The following is a 15628-nucleotide window of genomic DNA, read 5'->3' as shown; positions in this document are numbered from 1 at the left end:
CATAACTCAGCTCATTTAGAGGGGTTAGCCGTAGCTCCAATACGCCTGTAAACCCTTTGCGTAATATCTCCCTTCGTGTGCCCGAGCAGCAGACTGGCCTCGCCAATATCTTCGATTTCAGAGGCTGCTTTGGGACGGATATCCCTGAACTGAAATGCGGCAATCTTGCTTGCCAATAACGAATCGTTTTCCATCATCGCGGATGTTCTGGCTGATTCTCTCGCCTCATCCCAACGCTTGCGCAACATCGTCGCGGTCATGCGTATTCCTGTTTTGCTTACAATCAAATAGCTGGTTACTAGCCTGGCATTACGTTCGGCAATCTGGCTGAGTAACTTTCCCAAGCTGTTAACTTGCCCGTCAGAGTTCACGCGAATTCTGAGTCGCTTCCCGGTCTTATTCTGCTGGACCATCAAGAAACCACCCTCTACATCGTCTTTGCGCATCATCAACACGTCAGCAGGGCGCTGGCCTGTCAGGTACGCCAGATCCATAGCGTCTTTGAGTTCCTGGGGCGCTTTGCTGTACACAGCAGCCCACACCACATCGTTGGCATAATAGTCGCGCGGTTTCTCGCGGTTCTTTCGCACGCCTTGGCACGGATTCTCTTTGGTGGTGATGCCCCACTCTCTGGCCATGTTGAACACGTGGGACAAAGTGGCGATCTCGCGGTTGGCCCGAACCTTGGCAGTCCGGGCGTCCCTGTAATGTCGCCGCACCACACCTGGTTGGATGCTGGAACATCGAACTCCCGATTCAATATGTTCGGGATATCCAACCGTTCAACCGTCGCTCCTTTATAGGCATGTGATCCGGGCTGTTTACTGACGAGGTCAAGCTCGCGCATCAGGCTACGCACTTTGAACCGACCGAGCTGCTTTCACAGGCAATCAATCGGCTCATGGACGCTCAACTGATTGATCAGCGCGTACGCTCGTGATCTTCCGACATTAAGAGCTCGGTAGCCTTGTTTAAAATCGATTTTTCCCGTTCAAGGCGGGCGACCCGAGCTTCCAGCTCCTGGATTTTCTGCTGTTCCTGTGTAAGCGATTGCTCTGCGAGGTGACGCCTTGGCGCTCCTTTTGAACCTGATCAACTCAACGGCGCAGAGTAAACGGCTGGCTTCGATGTAGCTGTAGTTTTGCTTGAGCACGAGGTCGCTAGCCTCGCGTTTGAATTCAGCAGAAAAGGAACGGCGTTGTTTGGTCATCTGAGGCCTCGATCTGGCGAGCAGTCTCGCCTAAATGGGTGTCCGGTTTCATTCCGCAGCTTGAAAACGGAGTGGATACTGACCACGGGTTACCGAACGGCTCAAGAAGCCCAGCGCGATATCCGCCACTTCTTGATGCATTGGTACAACTGCTCGCCCCCGCGAACGTCTATTAAGGCGCCACCCATAACCTGAAAAGCTTGTGCGCTAGCGCTTTTATAACGAGCCAAATGGCCGAGTACCGCGAATACAGGATTTCCTCATCAGAGCTGCTGGCAGCTACCAATGCACGTTAGGTAGGCGTTCTACTGCGGTATGCCCGGTTAAATCTTTTCGAGTCGAGTGCTTTCTTCTCGGCACATCCTGCGATGGCTCTTGATGTTGCTCAGAGACTGAAAACACAAACTAAACGCCAGTTATATTGGTAAAGAATCATGTTTTTATGGGTGCCAATACCCAAGAATTCCTTTTTTAAGTCTTATTGCAACAAGCTGTTGCTCTTCGAATTTATCCCTGCTGGATAGACGATAGATGACTTTTTTATCGCCGCTTATCAAAACTGCATATTGATAACTGGATTTGCCTGAATGTTTTGTTCCAAACCCTGCGACCCTAAATTGCTCGGTTCGCTCGGCGACAGAGAAACAGTTGTTGAGCGCAGTCGTTGCGACAAGGCCGGCAAAAATAGAAATAATATAAATGTAGGGGGCTTCACGTATTTGCTTGCGCTGGGGATAGTTGAGTTTATCTAGGGGGTTGGATTTTTTATGATTAAAAATTAATCTGCGCATTTTGAAATAGACATAAGGAACGATCAGTCCAGATATGACTCCGAGGCCTGTAAGTTGAAAGCCGTCAATCACGTCGTCATTGAATTCTATTATTTGACACACTAAAAAAATAGGAACAAATAAAGTTAAAAATAAAAAAGAGAACGTGCTTTTTATGCGTGTTGCTATGCCGTTCAGGTTTTTTTTAAAATCAACCACCTTGTCTGCTCCCCCGGAAAAAATTGGGCCAAGAGGTAATAATGTCGAGGTGCCCTAACGCCTTGCAGGTTAGCAATCTACTTCCACATCAGTCAACTCAAACGCATTTTTGCATAGCCCCTATGCAACGCGCCGTTTCACTTTGCGAGGGAAGGTATTTCCTGGGTTTAATTTGGGTGGGAAGGTGTCAGCTAGGAAGTCTGCTTCAACGGTGATTATGATTCAAGTAACTAGTTCAGGTTGTACTGCATGACTTTCATGGGGTTTAAGTATCTGCTGCTATTTTTCCACCCATAGATGCATCATGTTTACATACGTGATTGCCACAATTTCAGCGCCAGGACTAAAAAAACGCCCACGTACTGCAATGCCTGGCGAATCAGCTTAAATCGTGTGACACCGAGGCGTTCAACTTCTTGATTGCCTCAGGCATCAAACAACTCGACACCCTGCGCAGCGCTGCCGCCCAACTTCAACCGCTGGGCCTGACCACCGGCTACGGCGACGTGCAGGGCAACTGGTGTTTAAAAAACATTGAAGAAGAACAGAGTGCCCTGCTGCAAGGCGGCATTCCGCGTAAACAGGGCTTTACCTTGGAGTTTGTACGTTATGGCGACGACTTGCAGAACAGCTAGCGGCGACGTGCTCGACACCATTTGCCAGAACTACTACGGCCACCTCAATGGCACGGTCGAGGCCGTGCTCGATGCCAACCAGGGGCTGGCCGAAGAGGTTCAGCCGTTCAAGGCCGGGCTGGTGATTCACCTGCCTGATTTGCCCGTGCCGAGTGATGAGGTGGTGATGCTGTGGGGGTAGATTAAAACGGGGTGCTGGTAAATTCAGATTGTTCCTACAAAGTGCGTCTAACCCTGCGTAGTAACATCCGGAGATGACTCAAGCGCTGAGGGAACCTATGCGTTTAATGAAAAGCACTGCTCGCGGGGCCAGTGATGCGGAGCCGTCACACTCTGCCGAGAGCACAGTAAGAAAAATGCTGGAGGGCAATCGGTCAAGCCTTGAAGGGCTGGATGAACTCTTGCGTGATCATTACACGATCAACAGTAATCAGGACATTCTCAATGCCGTCAGAAACGGTGATTGGGTGCTGGTTACAAACAGTTCCAATGCTGCGGGGGGCGGCGGTTTTTTCTGCCCCATGCCTGAGCCAGATCCTGTTTATATGTTGAAAGAGGAATGGCCAGCTCCCAAAAAACGGACTGATCTTACCTTCGCCAAGTCCATCAGCACGGCCCCTTGGGGTACTACCCACGCCGGTACCGGCAGTGAGCCCGCGACGAACTTCGGCAAAACTATGATTATGGCTGCCTCCGCGACCGAGGTCGGGTTGGGGAGAGTCGCGGGAGAACTCATTCTAAGAAGTTTCGTATGGTCACTTGAAATGGCCGGGATGGTGCTTAAAAACGCGGCGGGGCCTGTGGGGCGCGTGGTGATAATGGCCATGACCCCGACAATGCTCGGGGACGATTCTTTCTACACAGAAGAACAATTGCGTGACATGCGTACTGCCACGACGCGAGTTCGCTTCCAGTTTCGCAATGACGCTAATGGGGCATTACAGGTCTACGGTATCCACACCAGCGCCCAGTCAGGTCAAGACTCGGTTCCGGTGATTCATGCCAAATGGAACGCCGATAAAAGTGCAATGGAAGCCCATCTCGGCGGAATCACGATTATCTGGACACCGAACAAAGGCCCCGTGGTAACCGCACCCACCCGTTACCCAGGCGTGACCGATGAACTGGCGAACATTTTGGTTCACCCGATCAGCGAAGGGGACGACAGCAAAATTCAGGGCTCGCCTATTGATGAGTTCACCGTCGAGGACTGCATCATCACTTTCCCGGCGGATTCCGGGATCAAGTCGCTGTACCTTGTCTTTGCGAAGCCGATGGTCAATCCTCTGGAGGTCGGCCCCGCGAATGACCTTTCCAGTCGGAGTGCAAAGGACGGTCTCGACATCGATCACATGCCGTCGCAAAGAGCTTTAAGAGAATATGTGGTTACACTTAAACCAGGCACGCACCCGAAGGTTCTAAAAAAAATTCTGCAAAATGCGCCAAGTATCGCTATTCCGCGCGTGGCGCATCACAAATATAGCGAGACATATGGCGGCAGAAATACAAAGGCCAAGCAAATTATGGATGCCGCTGACCTGCGCGCAGCTGTAGATTCCAATCTCAACGCCATTAAGCCTTATCTACTCGACGAAGGTTTTACCGATGAGCAGATCGAAACAGCGCGGATCGACCTGCACAACCTCCATCAGCAACAAGGCTGGTATTGATATGAACGCTGCAATGATTGATGACTTGGTAAAAAGTCTTGGACGCACTTACTCGGAGTTGATTGCCTCCGGTATGTACCTCCCGGGCGGGCCTCCCAAGGGTATGTTCGATGGTGATGAGACCTCGTATATGTCGCCTGCGCCCGGAATAGATTTAGGGTTTTCAGCGAATAAACACCTTGGATCAATCCATATCTATTTGCTTAAAACCTTCGATGACGACTCGGTATACGAAGGGAGTTTGCCGTACCAGCTCCAACGCCGTATGGATCAAACTTGGGTAAGATCACATTGCGGCGAACCTTTAGAGTCAAAAGGACCTATCAAAATGCCAGTGATTGGAGTGACAGGGGGCTGGGATACATATCGCTTTCCAAATACAGTTAAAAATATCAAGACGGTATTCCAGTTCAACCTCGAATGGGCAGTGAGTGGACTAGTGTTCAGCCTCATAGGCCAAGACACGTAGGGCGACGCAATCAAATTTGTCAGCTGGTCTAAATTTTAACGATGCGCAGATCGAAACGGTACGCCCCGATTTTCGTAGACATCATCAACAACCAGGCCTATGTTGATATGAATGCAGCAATGATTGATGACTTGGTTAAAAGTCTTGGACGCACCTATCCTGAAATGGTTGCGTCAGGTCTTTATCTTCCGGGCGGTCCGCCAATAGGCATGTTCGACGACAGTGACACCTTATCAATGATGACGACGCCGGGCGTTGAACTTGGCTTTTGGGCCAATAATAAACGATTTGAAAAATTTTTTATTAGCTTGCTGGAAAGTTTCGAAGGAGAATCCCTTTATAAGGGAACATTACCTTATGAACTTAAAAGCTATATGAATCAGGGGTGGATTATTTCCAAGTTTGGCATACCGTTGGAGTCAAGGGCGCCGTTCAAAGTTCCCGTTCTCGGCATGACGGGTGGACACGATATCTATCGTCTTCCAGGAATGCTCAAAAATACCAAAGTTGTTTTTAAATACAACTTAGAGATGGAAGTGGAAATGGTAGTGTTCAGACTTAACGAAGTATCACATGCCTAGTACTTTGGCAGTGAACGACTAAGACTAGGCCTGGGATATCGGTTCTATTCCACGGCCCCTGATCATTTAATATTTCTAATTTTAAGGCCTCGACTCGTCGAGGCTTTTTTATATCTACGGTTTAACGACAATGAAACCAACTTTTCGCATCGTCGTAGACGGTGCTGACATCACCGCGCTGATCAACGACCGCCTGCTTTCATTGCGAACCAGTGACAAACTCGGCATGGAGTCCGACGACTTTGAACTGCGCATCGACGACCATGATAGCGCCGTGTCATTGCCAAGCCGTGGGGCAAGTATCGAAGTATTCCTCGGCTACAGCGGCACCGCATTAACCCGCCTCGGGCGCTGTACCGTGGACGAGGTCGAGTTGTCCGGCCCAACCGATACGCTGGTGATCCGGGGTAAAGCCAGCGACATGCGCGGCAGTGGCAAGACTACGCGCAGCGGCAGTTGGGAAGGGGCGAGCCTGGCCAGCATCGTCAAGGACGTAGCGGCACTTAACGGCTGGTCGACACGGTAGTGCCTCGTGCAGATCAGCTCAGCGAGGCAGACTTCAACTTCATCACCCGACTTTCCAAGCAGTTCGACTGCACCGCCAAGGTGGCGGACGGCAAGCTGCTGGTCATGCAGAGCCAATAAGGACAAAGCGCACTTGGTGCAGCGCTGGGCATCGTCATCCTGACACGCAGCGACGTCAGCCGTTTTTTGTTCCTGTTCTATCCACCGCGATGATCCAATTCCATATCGTCGGCACGAAACGCATCGTCGCCTTCATCGCTCAGATCGGTCACGAATCCGGTCAGTTTCGCTACGTGCGCAAATTGGGCAGCGACCAGTACCTGAGCAAATACGACACCGGCTCTCTCGCCAAGCGCTTGGGCAATACACCTGAGGCGGACGGCGACGGCCAGACGTATCGCGGCCGTGGTCTGATCCAAATCACCGGCCGCATTAACTACACCGCATGTGGTGAAGCGCTGGCCTTTGAACTGGTCAATCATCCCGATCTGTTGGAAAAAAACCAGCACGCCTGCATTTCAGCAGCCTGGTTCTGGCGAGCAGGGGGCTTAACACCCAGGCTGGTGCAGGCCAATTCGACACCATCACCCGGCGCAGCATCGGCGCCCAACTCCAGCCTCTGGGCCTGACCACCGGCTACGGCGACGTGCGTGGCAACTGGTGTATGAAAAACATCGAAGAAGAACAAAGCGCCCTGCTGCAAGGTGGCATCCCGTGAAAGCAGGGCTTTACCTTGGAGTTTGTGCGCTATGGCGACGACTTGCATAACAGCTAGCGGTGATGTGCTCGACACCCTCTGCCAGAACTACTAAGGCGACCTCAATGGCACGGTCGAGGCCGTGCTCGACGCCAACCAAGGGCTGGTCGAAAAGGTTCAACCGTTCAAGGCGGAGCTGTTGATTCACATGCCGGATTTACTCGTGCTGAGTAATGAGGGGATGATGTTGTGGGTGGAGGGCTTTTTGCTTGTAAGGCATTAACCAAAGTTTTTGTATTATTTTTGAATGGCGAAAGCATAAGTTTTTGTGCAGGCTTCTCTATAAAACGCCACAGCAAGAAGGACACAATAATGACAAATATGCAGTATCCCAGCATCTGCACGCTCTGATCGATTGAAGCGAACCACTGCGGATGGAGACTCAATGTCTTTTGTATGATTTGGTGGGTTAAATAAATTGAAAAACTTATTTCTCCTAGCCATACGAGCGGTTTGAAAGACAATGCTCGCGTAATAAAGTCTTTGCTGATAGCTAAAAGTAATATTCCAAGGGCGAAAAAAGGGGCCGCTCCACTGGCATTTAACCACCCGGCAAGTGGGAGGCTGATCCACTGATGCGATAACATCCAGGAGGACAGATTAGGCACCAAGATACCTGCACAAATCATGATTGTCAGAGCCATGAAGCCGTAGATGGCTGACCAGCGTGAGTCGAGTAGCGAGTCACTTTTTTGCATTACCACCAGCCCGGCTAACATGCCGAAGACAAACTCCAGAAGCCTTGCAGGAGGCCAGATATACAGCCAAGAGGCTGACGTAATGATGTCTCCCGTAATCACGGCAGGAGGTCGTGTGATACTGATGATCAAAAAACTAAGCCCTAAAAGTGATACTGAAAATAAAAGTTTCAGTGGCCAGTTTTTACGGATGTTGATAATCAATAGAGGGAACATGGCATAGAAAAAAAGCTCTGTTGATAAGGACCAAGAAACTCCGTTGTATGAGAAGAAGTAGGAAGGGTAGGGTATCCATGATTGAGTTAACGTCAGATTGCTAAGTGTTGTGCTGATGTCTGGGCTGTAACCGGTGCTAAATACATAGGCCCAAAGAATGTAAAAGGTAATCATGGTGGTGGCGTGAGAAGGCCAAATTCGCGCAATCCGTGCCCATAAAAAATAAATTGAGTTTTTAACGCCGGATAAGTTTCCATGTGTATAGGTCAGAATAAAGCCTGATAAAACAAAGAAGAACGATACACCTTGGTCCAAAGCATAGTTTTTAGCCAGATCTTTAAAAACACCAAAATGGCCAGCGGCATGCTGAACAACGATCATCGCGGCTGCAAAAAAACGCAGGGACGTTAAGGCTGGTAATTGTTTTTTCATGGAGCTTGCGCGAATTCCTATGTCATCAAGCTAATTTTCCTACGCGCAAATTCTATAACAGTCCTCATGCCCGGGTCTGTGGTCGAGCCCCAAAAAGCACGAGATGCGCCTCAATGAATGCCTTGTTTCAGCCTATAGCGCCCGTTGGAAGCCATCTTACTAATGGCCTCCCTTCTGGAATCCAGTCATGAAGTCTACCTTGCGCATCGTTGCAGACGGAGCGACATCACCGCAGTGATCAATGACCGTCACTCTGAGGTGACATAGCCCAGTCACTGATCCACCCCTGAGCAGCGCGGCTCGATGCCAGCTTCCCCAATCTGCTATCCAACAGACCGACCTCTTTTCCCGTCACGACACGATGCTACTTATTCAGTCTGGTTGATTGGGTGTACAGATGTGGCCCGTAGTGGATACCCACTTCAAGGCTTGAATACCGTTCCTCACTCGTCTTGTTTATGACGAAGAGAGAAGTGCATTGAGAGAGTCACTCAGGCGATCGATTCGGCCACTGCTTTCGTTCACCAATTGAGTGATTTCTTTAGCCGAAACGGCAGACTGTTGGGCCAGCTTGCGCACTTCGTCGGCTACGACTGCAAACCCCCGGCCCGAGTCGCCCGCGCGTGCGGCTTCTATCGCGGCGTTGAGGGCGAGCAAGTTGGTTTTCTCGGTGATGGAGTTGATCGTGCCGATGATATTGGCAATTTGTGTGCTGGATTCTTGTACGCGCCGCATTTCACGGTCAGTGACTTGCGAGGCATCGTGCTTGGTTTGCTCGTCCACGCCATAACTTACGATGCGCTTGATATTGCCGATTGAGTCGGTAATGGGGCACAGCGCGCCGCTGAATTGGATGGACCGACCGTCTTTGGACGGGATGGCGAAACCGCCCGCGAATTGTTCGCCCTTAAGCAGTTTCGTGAATATTTCCGGGCTCAGGAGAGTGCGCAAGTTGTGTTTGCGGGCCAAGAGTTCAGGTAAATCGGTGTGAGCCAAGTGATGCACCAGATAGTCGTTGGCCGTGCTCATCTGGCCATTGGTTTCCCATTCCGCGACGCCGTTACTGACACTGATGGCTTTAAAGCGCTTGTCCGACTCAAGGGAGAGTTCTTTGGTGTCGGTAATGTTGGCCTGGATAGAAATGAAATACTCAAGTTCACCGGCGTCACTGAAAACAGGATTGATGGCCAGGGAAATCCAGTAGTGACCTCCGGATTTTTTATAGTTGAGAATTTCGTTATAGATCGGGCGGCGATGACTGACGGCATCCCGAATCTGCTCCACAGTGTGGGGGGCCGTGGCGGCGCCCTGGAGGAAATGCCCCGGTTTTTTACCTCGAACTTCCTCCAGGCTGTATTCCGTCAACTTCGTAAACCCCTGATTCACATACTGGATAAGCCCGTCTTTATCCGTAATGACAATGGCGTTATCGGTCTCGTTGGCAACCAGTGACAGTAATTTGAACTCGCGGTTGCGCATGACTTCTGCCGTGATGTCATTTGCGAATTTGATCACCCGGACAACCTTGCCTTCAGCATTAATGATCGGGTTGTAATTGCCGTGAATCCACACCGAATCACCACGCTTGGTCATTCGTTGATATTCGGCCGTTTCGTAGTGGCCCGCCCGCAATTTTTGCCAAAAGTCAGCATAGGCTTTCGACTGACGTTGAGCGGGCGGGACGAAAATAGAGTGTTTTTCACCCCGAATGTCGTCGAGTGAATAACCCATGAGTTTAAGAAAGTTATCGTTTGCATCGAGAATCGTGCCATCAGGGCTGAACTCGATAATGGCCTGTGCACGGTTAATGGCGGCAATCTGAGCGTCCGCGCGCGCATGTTCAATAACGGAGGCAGTCACATCCGTGGCGAATTTGATAATGCGTTGCAGTTTGCCGCGACGAAAAACAGGGGTGTAGGTTGCCTGAATCCAGACCGGTGTGCCGTGTTTGGTATAGCGCTTGAACTCGCCTGACTGTGGTTTTCCGCTTCGAAGGTCCCGCCAAAAATCACTGTATGCCTGACTGTCTGCCTCACTGGCCTTGGTAAAGAGGCTATGCGCACGACCTTTAACCTCTTCAATGGAATACCCAAAGAGGTCCAGAAAGAGTGGGTTGGCACGCAGAATATTGCCCTGTATGTCGAATTCGATGACGGCCTGTGTTTGCTCAATCGCTTCGATGACGTCCAGTACACGGTTCTTACGGAACAGATTGAGCATGATGCGTTTCCTAAAATATGGACGAACCTTCAGTGCTGATTTATCGGCTGTCAGTGCAAAACCTTGAGCGGGCGCTACTGCTGTGTGCAACGGTTGCGGGGCGGTTGACCCCTTAGCGGATGCGCACCTTCAAGCGAGTGGCCACGCCGGTTGTCAGCCTGATTTTTTGAGAATAGTGTGTGAAAAAACTTATACGGGTAATCAGGCTATGTACAAGAATGCGCAGTGGCCGCTCACGCTTTATTTTGATGGCGCATGCCCGCTCTGCGCCCAGGAAATAAAACTGTTGCGCGCCAAAGCCTCACCGGCCCGGCTTCTTTTTGTCGATATCAGTGAAGATGGATTTGACGCCAGCGCTGTGGGGTTTTCCCTTGAGGCCATGCAGTCATCCTTGCATGCCAGGTTCAGTGATGGGGACTGGGTGATGGGGTTGGACGCGACCTTGTGGAGTTGGCGCGCCGCCGGTCTCGGCATTTGGGTCACGCCGTTGTCATGGCCCGTGATGAGGCCCTTACTGAATCTGGGGTACCGGTTTTTTTGCCGCTGGCGCCCGCACCTGGCGTGGTTACCGCATCCGGATGGCAGTCGACGCTGTCACGACCTTCAGTGCGATATTGCGCCAAGTAAGCCAAAAGCCGACAACTCGACGCCTTCGTCAGGACAGTAGCGTCGGGCGCCCACCTGTCGCGAATATTCAGTCAGCCACCCTGTGGATGTTCCACCTATCGCTCAAGCCATTGGCCGTCTGCCGCAGCGGCTGAATCACCTTGCGCGCGACATATAATCTAACTGTCTGATTTGTAAAGAATATCTTGTATCAATATATTTCAATTGATTTTCGGGTTAATAAACACAAGATCCAGACTTTTATGAGGCCAAAGTCAGTAAGGCCACATTTTTCACCAGATATGGCGGTGTATATGGTGAAAAGGACTACAAGACACTTCCTATACTGCGCTCGGCATCTATTTACCTGCGCAGCACCTCCTATCTGACTGATTCGAGAACCTGCTCTGTCGATGCGCTTACGCACAGAGGAGGGCGTTGGCGGCTTCTCCTGTGGCGTGCACCTAATAAGTCTAAGAAAGAGAACGTGTCATGAATAAACAATCCATCCAGATTGCCCTTGCATATATGTCGGTCGTTATTGGCGGTGGCTTTGCCTCCGGGCAGGAGGTACTGCAGTTTTTTACCGGCTATGGGCTGATCGGCATCGCAGGCACGCTGGTGAGTGGCCTGATGTTTGCTTTTTTGGGCATGCAAATCGCCCGCATGAGCTCGAAGATGCAAGCAAATTCGCACAAAGAGGTTCTCTACAGCCTGTTCGGCGCACGCATTGGGTGGGTCGTGGATGTGGTGTTGTCGTTCTTCTTGTATGGCGTTGGTGTGGTCATGCTGGCAGGCAGCGGTTCGATCTTCGCTCAGCAGTACGACATGCCCCCTTTGTTTGGCGGCGTACTGATGACGGTCCTGGTGATGGTTACCTTGTGCATGAACGTCAAGCGCATTATTGATTTGATCAGCGCGGTCATGCCGTTTCTGCTGGCCATGGTGCTGATCATCACCACCTATTCGATCTTCAGCTATAACGCCCCCGTCGAGACCCTCGACGCAGTCGCCCGTGAAAACAACGAGACGGTGTCCGGCAACTGGTTTGTCGGGGCTCTGTTGTATGCCTCGTTCAATATCGCGGTCGGTTTCCCGATGTTGGCTGTGATCGGTGGCATGACCCAGCAACCCAAGGCTGCGGCGGTGGGTGGCATTCTCGGCGGTTTGGGCTTGGGCGTGCTGATCCTGCTGTTGAACATTGGCTTGTTCGCCAACATCAACCAACTGCAGGGCATTGAAATGCCATCGCTGGCACTGGCCGGCCGCATCTCGCCGATGCTGTCAGTGGTGATGTCTCTGGCCCTGGTCTGCATGGTGTACAGCACGGCGGTAGGGATGTTCTTTGCGTTCAGCGCCCGTTTCGCCAAACCTGAAACACGCCGTTTCAAGGTGACCAGCGCAGTCGCGGTGTGCGTGGGGTTGGCCTTGAGCCTGGGTGGCTTTAGCAAGCTGGTCGGTACGGTTTACCCACTGCTGGGTTACGTAGGTTTTGCCCTCATCCTCGCGATTGCTTTTAGCTGGGTGCGTGGTCGCTCCAGCGCCAAGGCGCTTAAAGCTGAGCTGGACGCGGCGTCATAACGGCGTCGATCTCGCAGCGGTCAATCCCGCACGCCTGAACCCCGCCTAGTGCGGGGTTTTTCATTCAGGTGTCAGCGCAAAGTGCGACTCTCGAGCGTCAAAAAAACCGTGTGCTACGCTCCTTTTCAGCGTGATTAACCCCTTTCTGGACCATGGAGACGGCGATGAGAAAAATACTGTCCACCCTGTCAATCGCATTGGCAGCGCTCGTTCTGACCGCGTGTGTGAATGGCGGCGCTAATAACCCGGGGCCCAATGAGTATGAAATCCGCACCGGGGTCATTGAGCAAATTGAGCTGACGCAGGCACAGACCAACCATGACAGCGGGGTCGGCGCCATTTTGGGCGGGATTGCCGGGGCAGGGATTGGCAGCTTGATCGGTCACGGCACCGGGCGTGATGTGGCGATGGTGGCGGGCGCACTGGCCGGTGCGGCGGGCGGCAACTACACCGAACGGCAGCGCTATGACCAGCCGCGGCAAGTTCAGCAAATCATCGTGCGGGTTAAAAGTGGTGTATTGGTTTCGGTTACCCAGCCAATCAACCCTGTCCTCACACCGGGGATGCACGTGTATATCGAAGGCGCGGGCAGTGATGCGCGCGTGATTCCACAGAATTAACCCCTCAGGCATTGCCCCCAGTTGAAGCTTTGCTGGGGGGCAATGGATTTTTCTTGCGTGGCGAGCACTGTCGTCGTGGTGCTTTTGGGGCGTTGAAATCAACTTTTCCTACTAAGTGGCTGTTTTTTAATAAATTTGTGCGTTTGGGGGTTTCCAGATGTTACGAATGTTGGTAAATTTGCGCGCACTCCCGGACAGGTCGCCACATGGCCTGCAGCCCAAAGCCATTTATGAGCGTTGCGCTGAGCGAACGGGAGCCGAGTGCCAGGCACTCATCGCAACAGATACAGGGGCGTCGCCAAGCGGTAAGGCAGCAGGTTTTGATCCTGCCATGCGTTGGTTCGAATCCAGCCGCCCCTGCCATTTCTCATCGTGTTTCCCGCATCCTTCTGTCGCGCGTTCTGCGTAAGCAGCTTATTCAAACGTGACCACCGATCCTCACTTTGCCCTGTCTGTGCGAAGGGATTTGGCGTGTCTGGCGTTTGAGCAGGCTGCACACGAACAGGGGTTGGCAGGGTGACGCCAACCCCTGAGTGCTTAGGTGTAAGTGCTTGCAATCGGAAACGGGCATGCTTGCAATCAACGCACTTCAGGCGTCGAGGGTGGTGCGAGACGTCTCTCAGTGGTGCTGGCTGGCCATCCCAAGCTGCGTAATGATTTGCGTCGTCCGACGATGGAGGAAATAGGCTATCGCACCGACATTTTTTCACTCGATGGCATCACCGGTAGCCAGCGCGAATACATCCACTGGTTACTGGACACCTGTTCAGAGGGGGAAGTAGCTGCTGAATCGATCTTGACCGAAGATGCGATCGATCTGTTGGCCACCAAACAGCGCACGCCCTTGCAGATTCAACTGCATTTAAGCCTGTCTCTGGAGGCAGGCTACTTGACGGGTGAGAAACCTGTTTCGGCGGAGCTGGTGGAGTCGGTGCTGTCGCGTCAACTGGATGATCTGGAACCGAAACTCACTCGTCATGGGTACCGGATAAAAGACTTGGTAGAGCAGTTCGACGCCAAGCCCACCGAAATCAAAGCGTTATTCAGTAACATGTTCGACCCGGCACGAGCTGCTGAGTTACGCGACAAGATGCTGGCAGCAGGATTACCGATTTAACACAAATCGTAGCGATTGTCGGAAGGTCACAAGGCTGTTGTACTCAGGTGCTACGAACGGTCTGGATTACTTTGGAAATCGATGATGATGTGATGGATCCATTTCGAGTAATAGTCCGATAAGGTTTTATTGTTATGTCTGAATACGTTGACGGATAAAAAACAACCATCCCCTCATCGACACCGCTGCCAATGTAATAGTCCTGATCCAGTACTTTTTTCTGAATGTTTTTTATATGAACCTCGACAACAGAAGCCTCAGATATAGCTTTAAATCGGTTGGTCAAATGACTTTCGGCATACATTTTGGCATCGTCATACCGTTGAGAAATGTAGAACCCTTCTCCATGCTTCAACTGGGCAAGGCTACTATTTTGACCTGCATGACCTTCTTTAGGCCCGTGTGCAATAAGTTGGCGTTCACCCGCAGATGTAGTGCCATGATAACCCACTTTAGACACTGCTCCTTCAGGTAATCTTGGCTTCGCTTTTTTCATCAAGCCTACCTTGCGTAAAAGCGATTTTAATGGAGCCCATGTGTGCCCAGTAGAATCTTTTCGATTCAGAGGGTCGCCTCCGCAATATGCGTACGAATTTATCCCGCCCTTTTCAAAAGGACTTAACTTATCCGGGCTGTTAAAGCGCATTAGCACAGGATTAAATGCCCGATAACCCTGACCCAATAAATAATGCCCTGTTGCTGAGTCAGGCCGTTCGCCGTTAAATCCCAGTAAATTAAGTAACCCGTTCGTCGTTGGACGATACCCATAAGGGCCGTAGCTCTGTGGTTGGCTAAGTACAGGGCTAACGCCGTACAGCACCGATCTTTGCTGATCCGTGGCCAGTAATGTGACAGCTTCTGCTGGGTGTAACTCAGCCAGAGGCATGCCCTCGTGTTCAAAAAAACAGGTTTTTCTATTGTTCTGAATCTCGGTCGCGATACGGGTGCCGTTATAAAAACGTTGGGCCGAATGAGCGCCTGTCAAACGGTCCAACGGGTCGTACAGATAGAGGTCAGTGATGGATTTACGTGGCGCGTTCATGTGCCTTGCTCAAAGGAAATAGTTATCGACACTTAACAATCTGCTCATTAGCCAGATCTGTATAGCTAGCAGATCTATTAGGTGCTTGCATGGGCTGACGTCCACCAAACCACCGTTTGATGGACGCTCCGTCAGTCGCACATAAAGTGAGCCCGCGAAGATCGATTGCAAGCATGCTGGGTTGAATGCAAGCACAGTCGCAGCTAATGCGAGCATGGGGGCCGCTTCAGTCGCAATTAATTCGAGCCTGAAAGTGCGTT

General features: G+C 51.5%; 12 protein-coding genes, 1 tRNA gene and 6 pseudogenes. 13 read left to right on the top strand and 6 right to left on the bottom strand.

Annotated features, from left to right (window positions below):
* Positions 1-11: 11 nt before the first annotated feature.
* The 3 genes and pseudogenes from IF654_RS14160 to IF654_RS14150 form a co-directional block, all read right to left on the bottom strand.
* Positions 12-710, bottom strand: a pseudogene (locus IF654_RS14160) (tyrosine-type recombinase/integrase); the annotation flags it as partial.
* Positions 704-1210, bottom strand: a pseudogene (locus IF654_RS14155) (transposase family protein); the annotation flags it as partial. The pseudogenes IF654_RS14155 and IF654_RS14160, both read right to left, overlap by 7 nt.
* A gap of 440 nt (positions 1211-1650) precedes the next feature.
* Positions 1651-2199 (bottom strand): hypothetical protein, encoded by a 549-nt coding sequence (locus tag IF654_RS14150; RefSeq protein WP_047275768.1) that lies wholly within the window; start codon positions 2197-2199, stop codon positions 1651-1653.
* A 428-nt stretch (positions 2200-2627) separates the two neighbouring features.
* Here IF654_RS14150 and IF654_RS14145 point away from each other — a divergent pair.
* The 8 genes and pseudogenes from IF654_RS14145 to IF654_RS14110 all read left to right on the top strand — a co-directional run.
* Positions 2628-2834: pseudogene (locus IF654_RS14145) on the top strand (phage tail protein); the annotation flags it as partial.
* The gene (locus tag IF654_RS14140) at positions 2809-3015 is read left to right on the top strand and encodes a tail protein X (protein WP_194862295.1); all 207 of its coding nucleotides are present in this window, start codon (positions 2809-2811) and stop codon (positions 3013-3015) included. The pseudogene IF654_RS14145 and the gene IF654_RS14140, both read left to right, overlap by 26 nt.
* A gap of 97 nt (positions 3016-3112) precedes the next feature.
* Positions 3113-4504 (top strand): S-type pyocin domain-containing protein, encoded by a 1392-nt coding sequence (locus IF654_RS14135; RefSeq protein ID WP_194862296.1) that lies wholly within the window; start codon positions 3113-3115, stop codon positions 4502-4504.
* Between the two features lies 1 nt (position 4505).
* Entirely contained in the window at positions 4506-4973 is a 468-nt protein-coding gene (locus IF654_RS14130) for a DUF6392 family protein (RefSeq protein WP_047276259.1), read from the top strand.
* A gap of 119 nt (positions 4974-5092) precedes the next feature.
* Entirely contained in the window at positions 5093-5554 is a 462-nt protein-coding gene (locus IF654_RS14125) for a DUF6392 family protein (RefSeq protein ID WP_230683708.1), read from the top strand.
* 130 nt (positions 5555-5684) lie between these two features.
* Positions 5685-6271, top strand: a pseudogene (locus IF654_RS14120) (phage late control D family protein); the annotation flags it as partial.
* Positions 6259-6797 (top strand): annotated as a pseudogene (locus tag IF654_RS14115) (glycoside hydrolase family 19 protein); the annotation flags it as partial. The pseudogenes IF654_RS14120 and IF654_RS14115, both read left to right, overlap by 13 nt.
* A 31-nt stretch (positions 6798-6828) precedes the next feature.
* Positions 6829-7059 (top strand): annotated as a pseudogene (locus tag IF654_RS14110) (tail protein X).
* Here IF654_RS14110 and IF654_RS14105 read toward each other — a convergent pair.
* The gene (locus IF654_RS14105; protein ID WP_094987506.1) at positions 6962-8182 is read right to left on the bottom strand and encodes an acyltransferase family protein; all 1221 of its coding nucleotides are present in this window, start codon (positions 8180-8182) and stop codon (positions 6962-6964) included. The pseudogene IF654_RS14110 and the gene IF654_RS14105 overlap by 98 nt on opposite strands.
* 456 nt (positions 8183-8638) lie before the next feature.
* Positions 8639-10402, bottom strand: a complete 1764-nt coding sequence (locus IF654_RS23120; RefSeq protein ID WP_194862298.1) for a methyl-accepting chemotaxis protein — start codon at positions 10400-10402, stop codon at positions 8639-8641.
* A gap of 208 nt (positions 10403-10610) precedes the next feature.
* Between IF654_RS23120 and IF654_RS14095 the strand changes: the two genes are divergently transcribed.
* From IF654_RS14095 to IF654_RS14075, 5 genes are all read left to right on the top strand, one after another.
* Positions 10611-11069, top strand: coding sequence for a thiol-disulfide oxidoreductase DCC family protein (locus IF654_RS14095; protein ID WP_047280839.1), 459 nt, complete (start codon positions 10611-10613; stop codon positions 11067-11069).
* 431 nt (positions 11070-11500) lie between these two features.
* Positions 11501-12589, top strand: a complete 1089-nt coding sequence (locus tag IF654_RS14090) for a YkvI family membrane protein (protein WP_047280838.1) — start codon at positions 11501-11503, stop codon at positions 12587-12589.
* Positions 12590-12753: 164 nt separating this feature from the next.
* The gene (locus IF654_RS14085) at positions 12754-13209 is read left to right on the top strand and encodes a glycine zipper 2TM domain-containing protein (RefSeq protein ID WP_047275750.1); all 456 of its coding nucleotides are present in this window, start codon (positions 12754-12756) and stop codon (positions 13207-13209) included.
* Between the two features lie 288 nt (positions 13210-13497).
* Positions 13498-13572, top strand: a tRNA-Gln gene (locus tag IF654_RS14080).
* A 259-nt stretch (positions 13573-13831) separates the two neighbouring features.
* Positions 13832-14326, top strand: coding sequence for a hypothetical protein (locus IF654_RS14075; RefSeq protein ID WP_230683707.1), 495 nt, complete (start codon positions 13832-13834; stop codon positions 14324-14326).
* 43 nt (positions 14327-14369) lie between these two features.
* Here the strand turns inward: IF654_RS14075 and IF654_RS14070 are convergent, their stop codons facing one another.
* Positions 14370-15368, bottom strand: coding sequence for an RHS repeat-associated core domain-containing protein (locus IF654_RS14070; RefSeq protein ID WP_194862299.1), 999 nt, complete (start codon positions 15366-15368; stop codon positions 14370-14372).
* Positions 15369-15628: the final 260 nt, after the last annotated feature.

The sequence above is a fragment of the Pseudomonas lundensis genome (genome assembly GCF_015377145.2).
Classification (GTDB): Bacteria; Pseudomonadota; Gammaproteobacteria; order Pseudomonadales; family Pseudomonadaceae; genus Aquipseudomonas; species Aquipseudomonas lundensis.
The sequence above is the reverse complement of the archived record's forward strand: the minus strand, read 5'-3'. Positions and strand labels throughout refer to the sequence as shown.

Bases quoted from the DNA above. Each gene is read 5' to 3' on its own strand.
- IF654_RS14140 (WP_194862295.1), top strand. From the start codon at position 2,809: ATGGCGACGACTTGCAGAACAGCTAGCGGCGACGTGCTCGACACCATT.
- IF654_RS14135 (WP_194862296.1), top strand. From the start codon at position 3,113: ATGCGTTTAATGAAAAGCACTGCTCGCGGGGCCAGTGATGCGGAGCCG.
- IF654_RS14130 (WP_047276259.1), top strand. From the start codon at position 4,506: ATGAACGCTGCAATGATTGATGACTTGGTAAAAAGTCTTGGACGCACT.
- IF654_RS14125 (WP_230683708.1), top strand. From the start codon at position 5,093: ATGATTGATGACTTGGTTAAAAGTCTTGGACGCACCTATCCTGAAATG.
- IF654_RS14105 (WP_094987506.1), bottom strand. From the start codon at position 8,182: ATGAAAAAACAATTACCAGCCTTAACGTCCCTGCGTTTTTTTGCAGCC.
- IF654_RS23120 (WP_194862298.1), bottom strand. From the start codon at position 10,402: ATGCTCAATCTGTTCCGTAAGAACCGTGTACTGGACGTCATCGAAGCG.
- IF654_RS14095 (WP_047280839.1), top strand. From the start codon at position 10,611: ATGTACAAGAATGCGCAGTGGCCGCTCACGCTTTATTTTGATGGCGCA.
- IF654_RS14090 (WP_047280838.1), top strand. From the start codon at position 11,501: ATGAATAAACAATCCATCCAGATTGCCCTTGCATATATGTCGGTCGTT.
- IF654_RS14085 (WP_047275750.1), top strand. From the start codon at position 12,754: ATGAGAAAAATACTGTCCACCCTGTCAATCGCATTGGCAGCGCTCGTT.
- IF654_RS14070 (WP_194862299.1), bottom strand. From the start codon at position 15,368: ATGAACGCGCCACGTAAATCCATCACTGACCTCTATCTGTACGACCCG.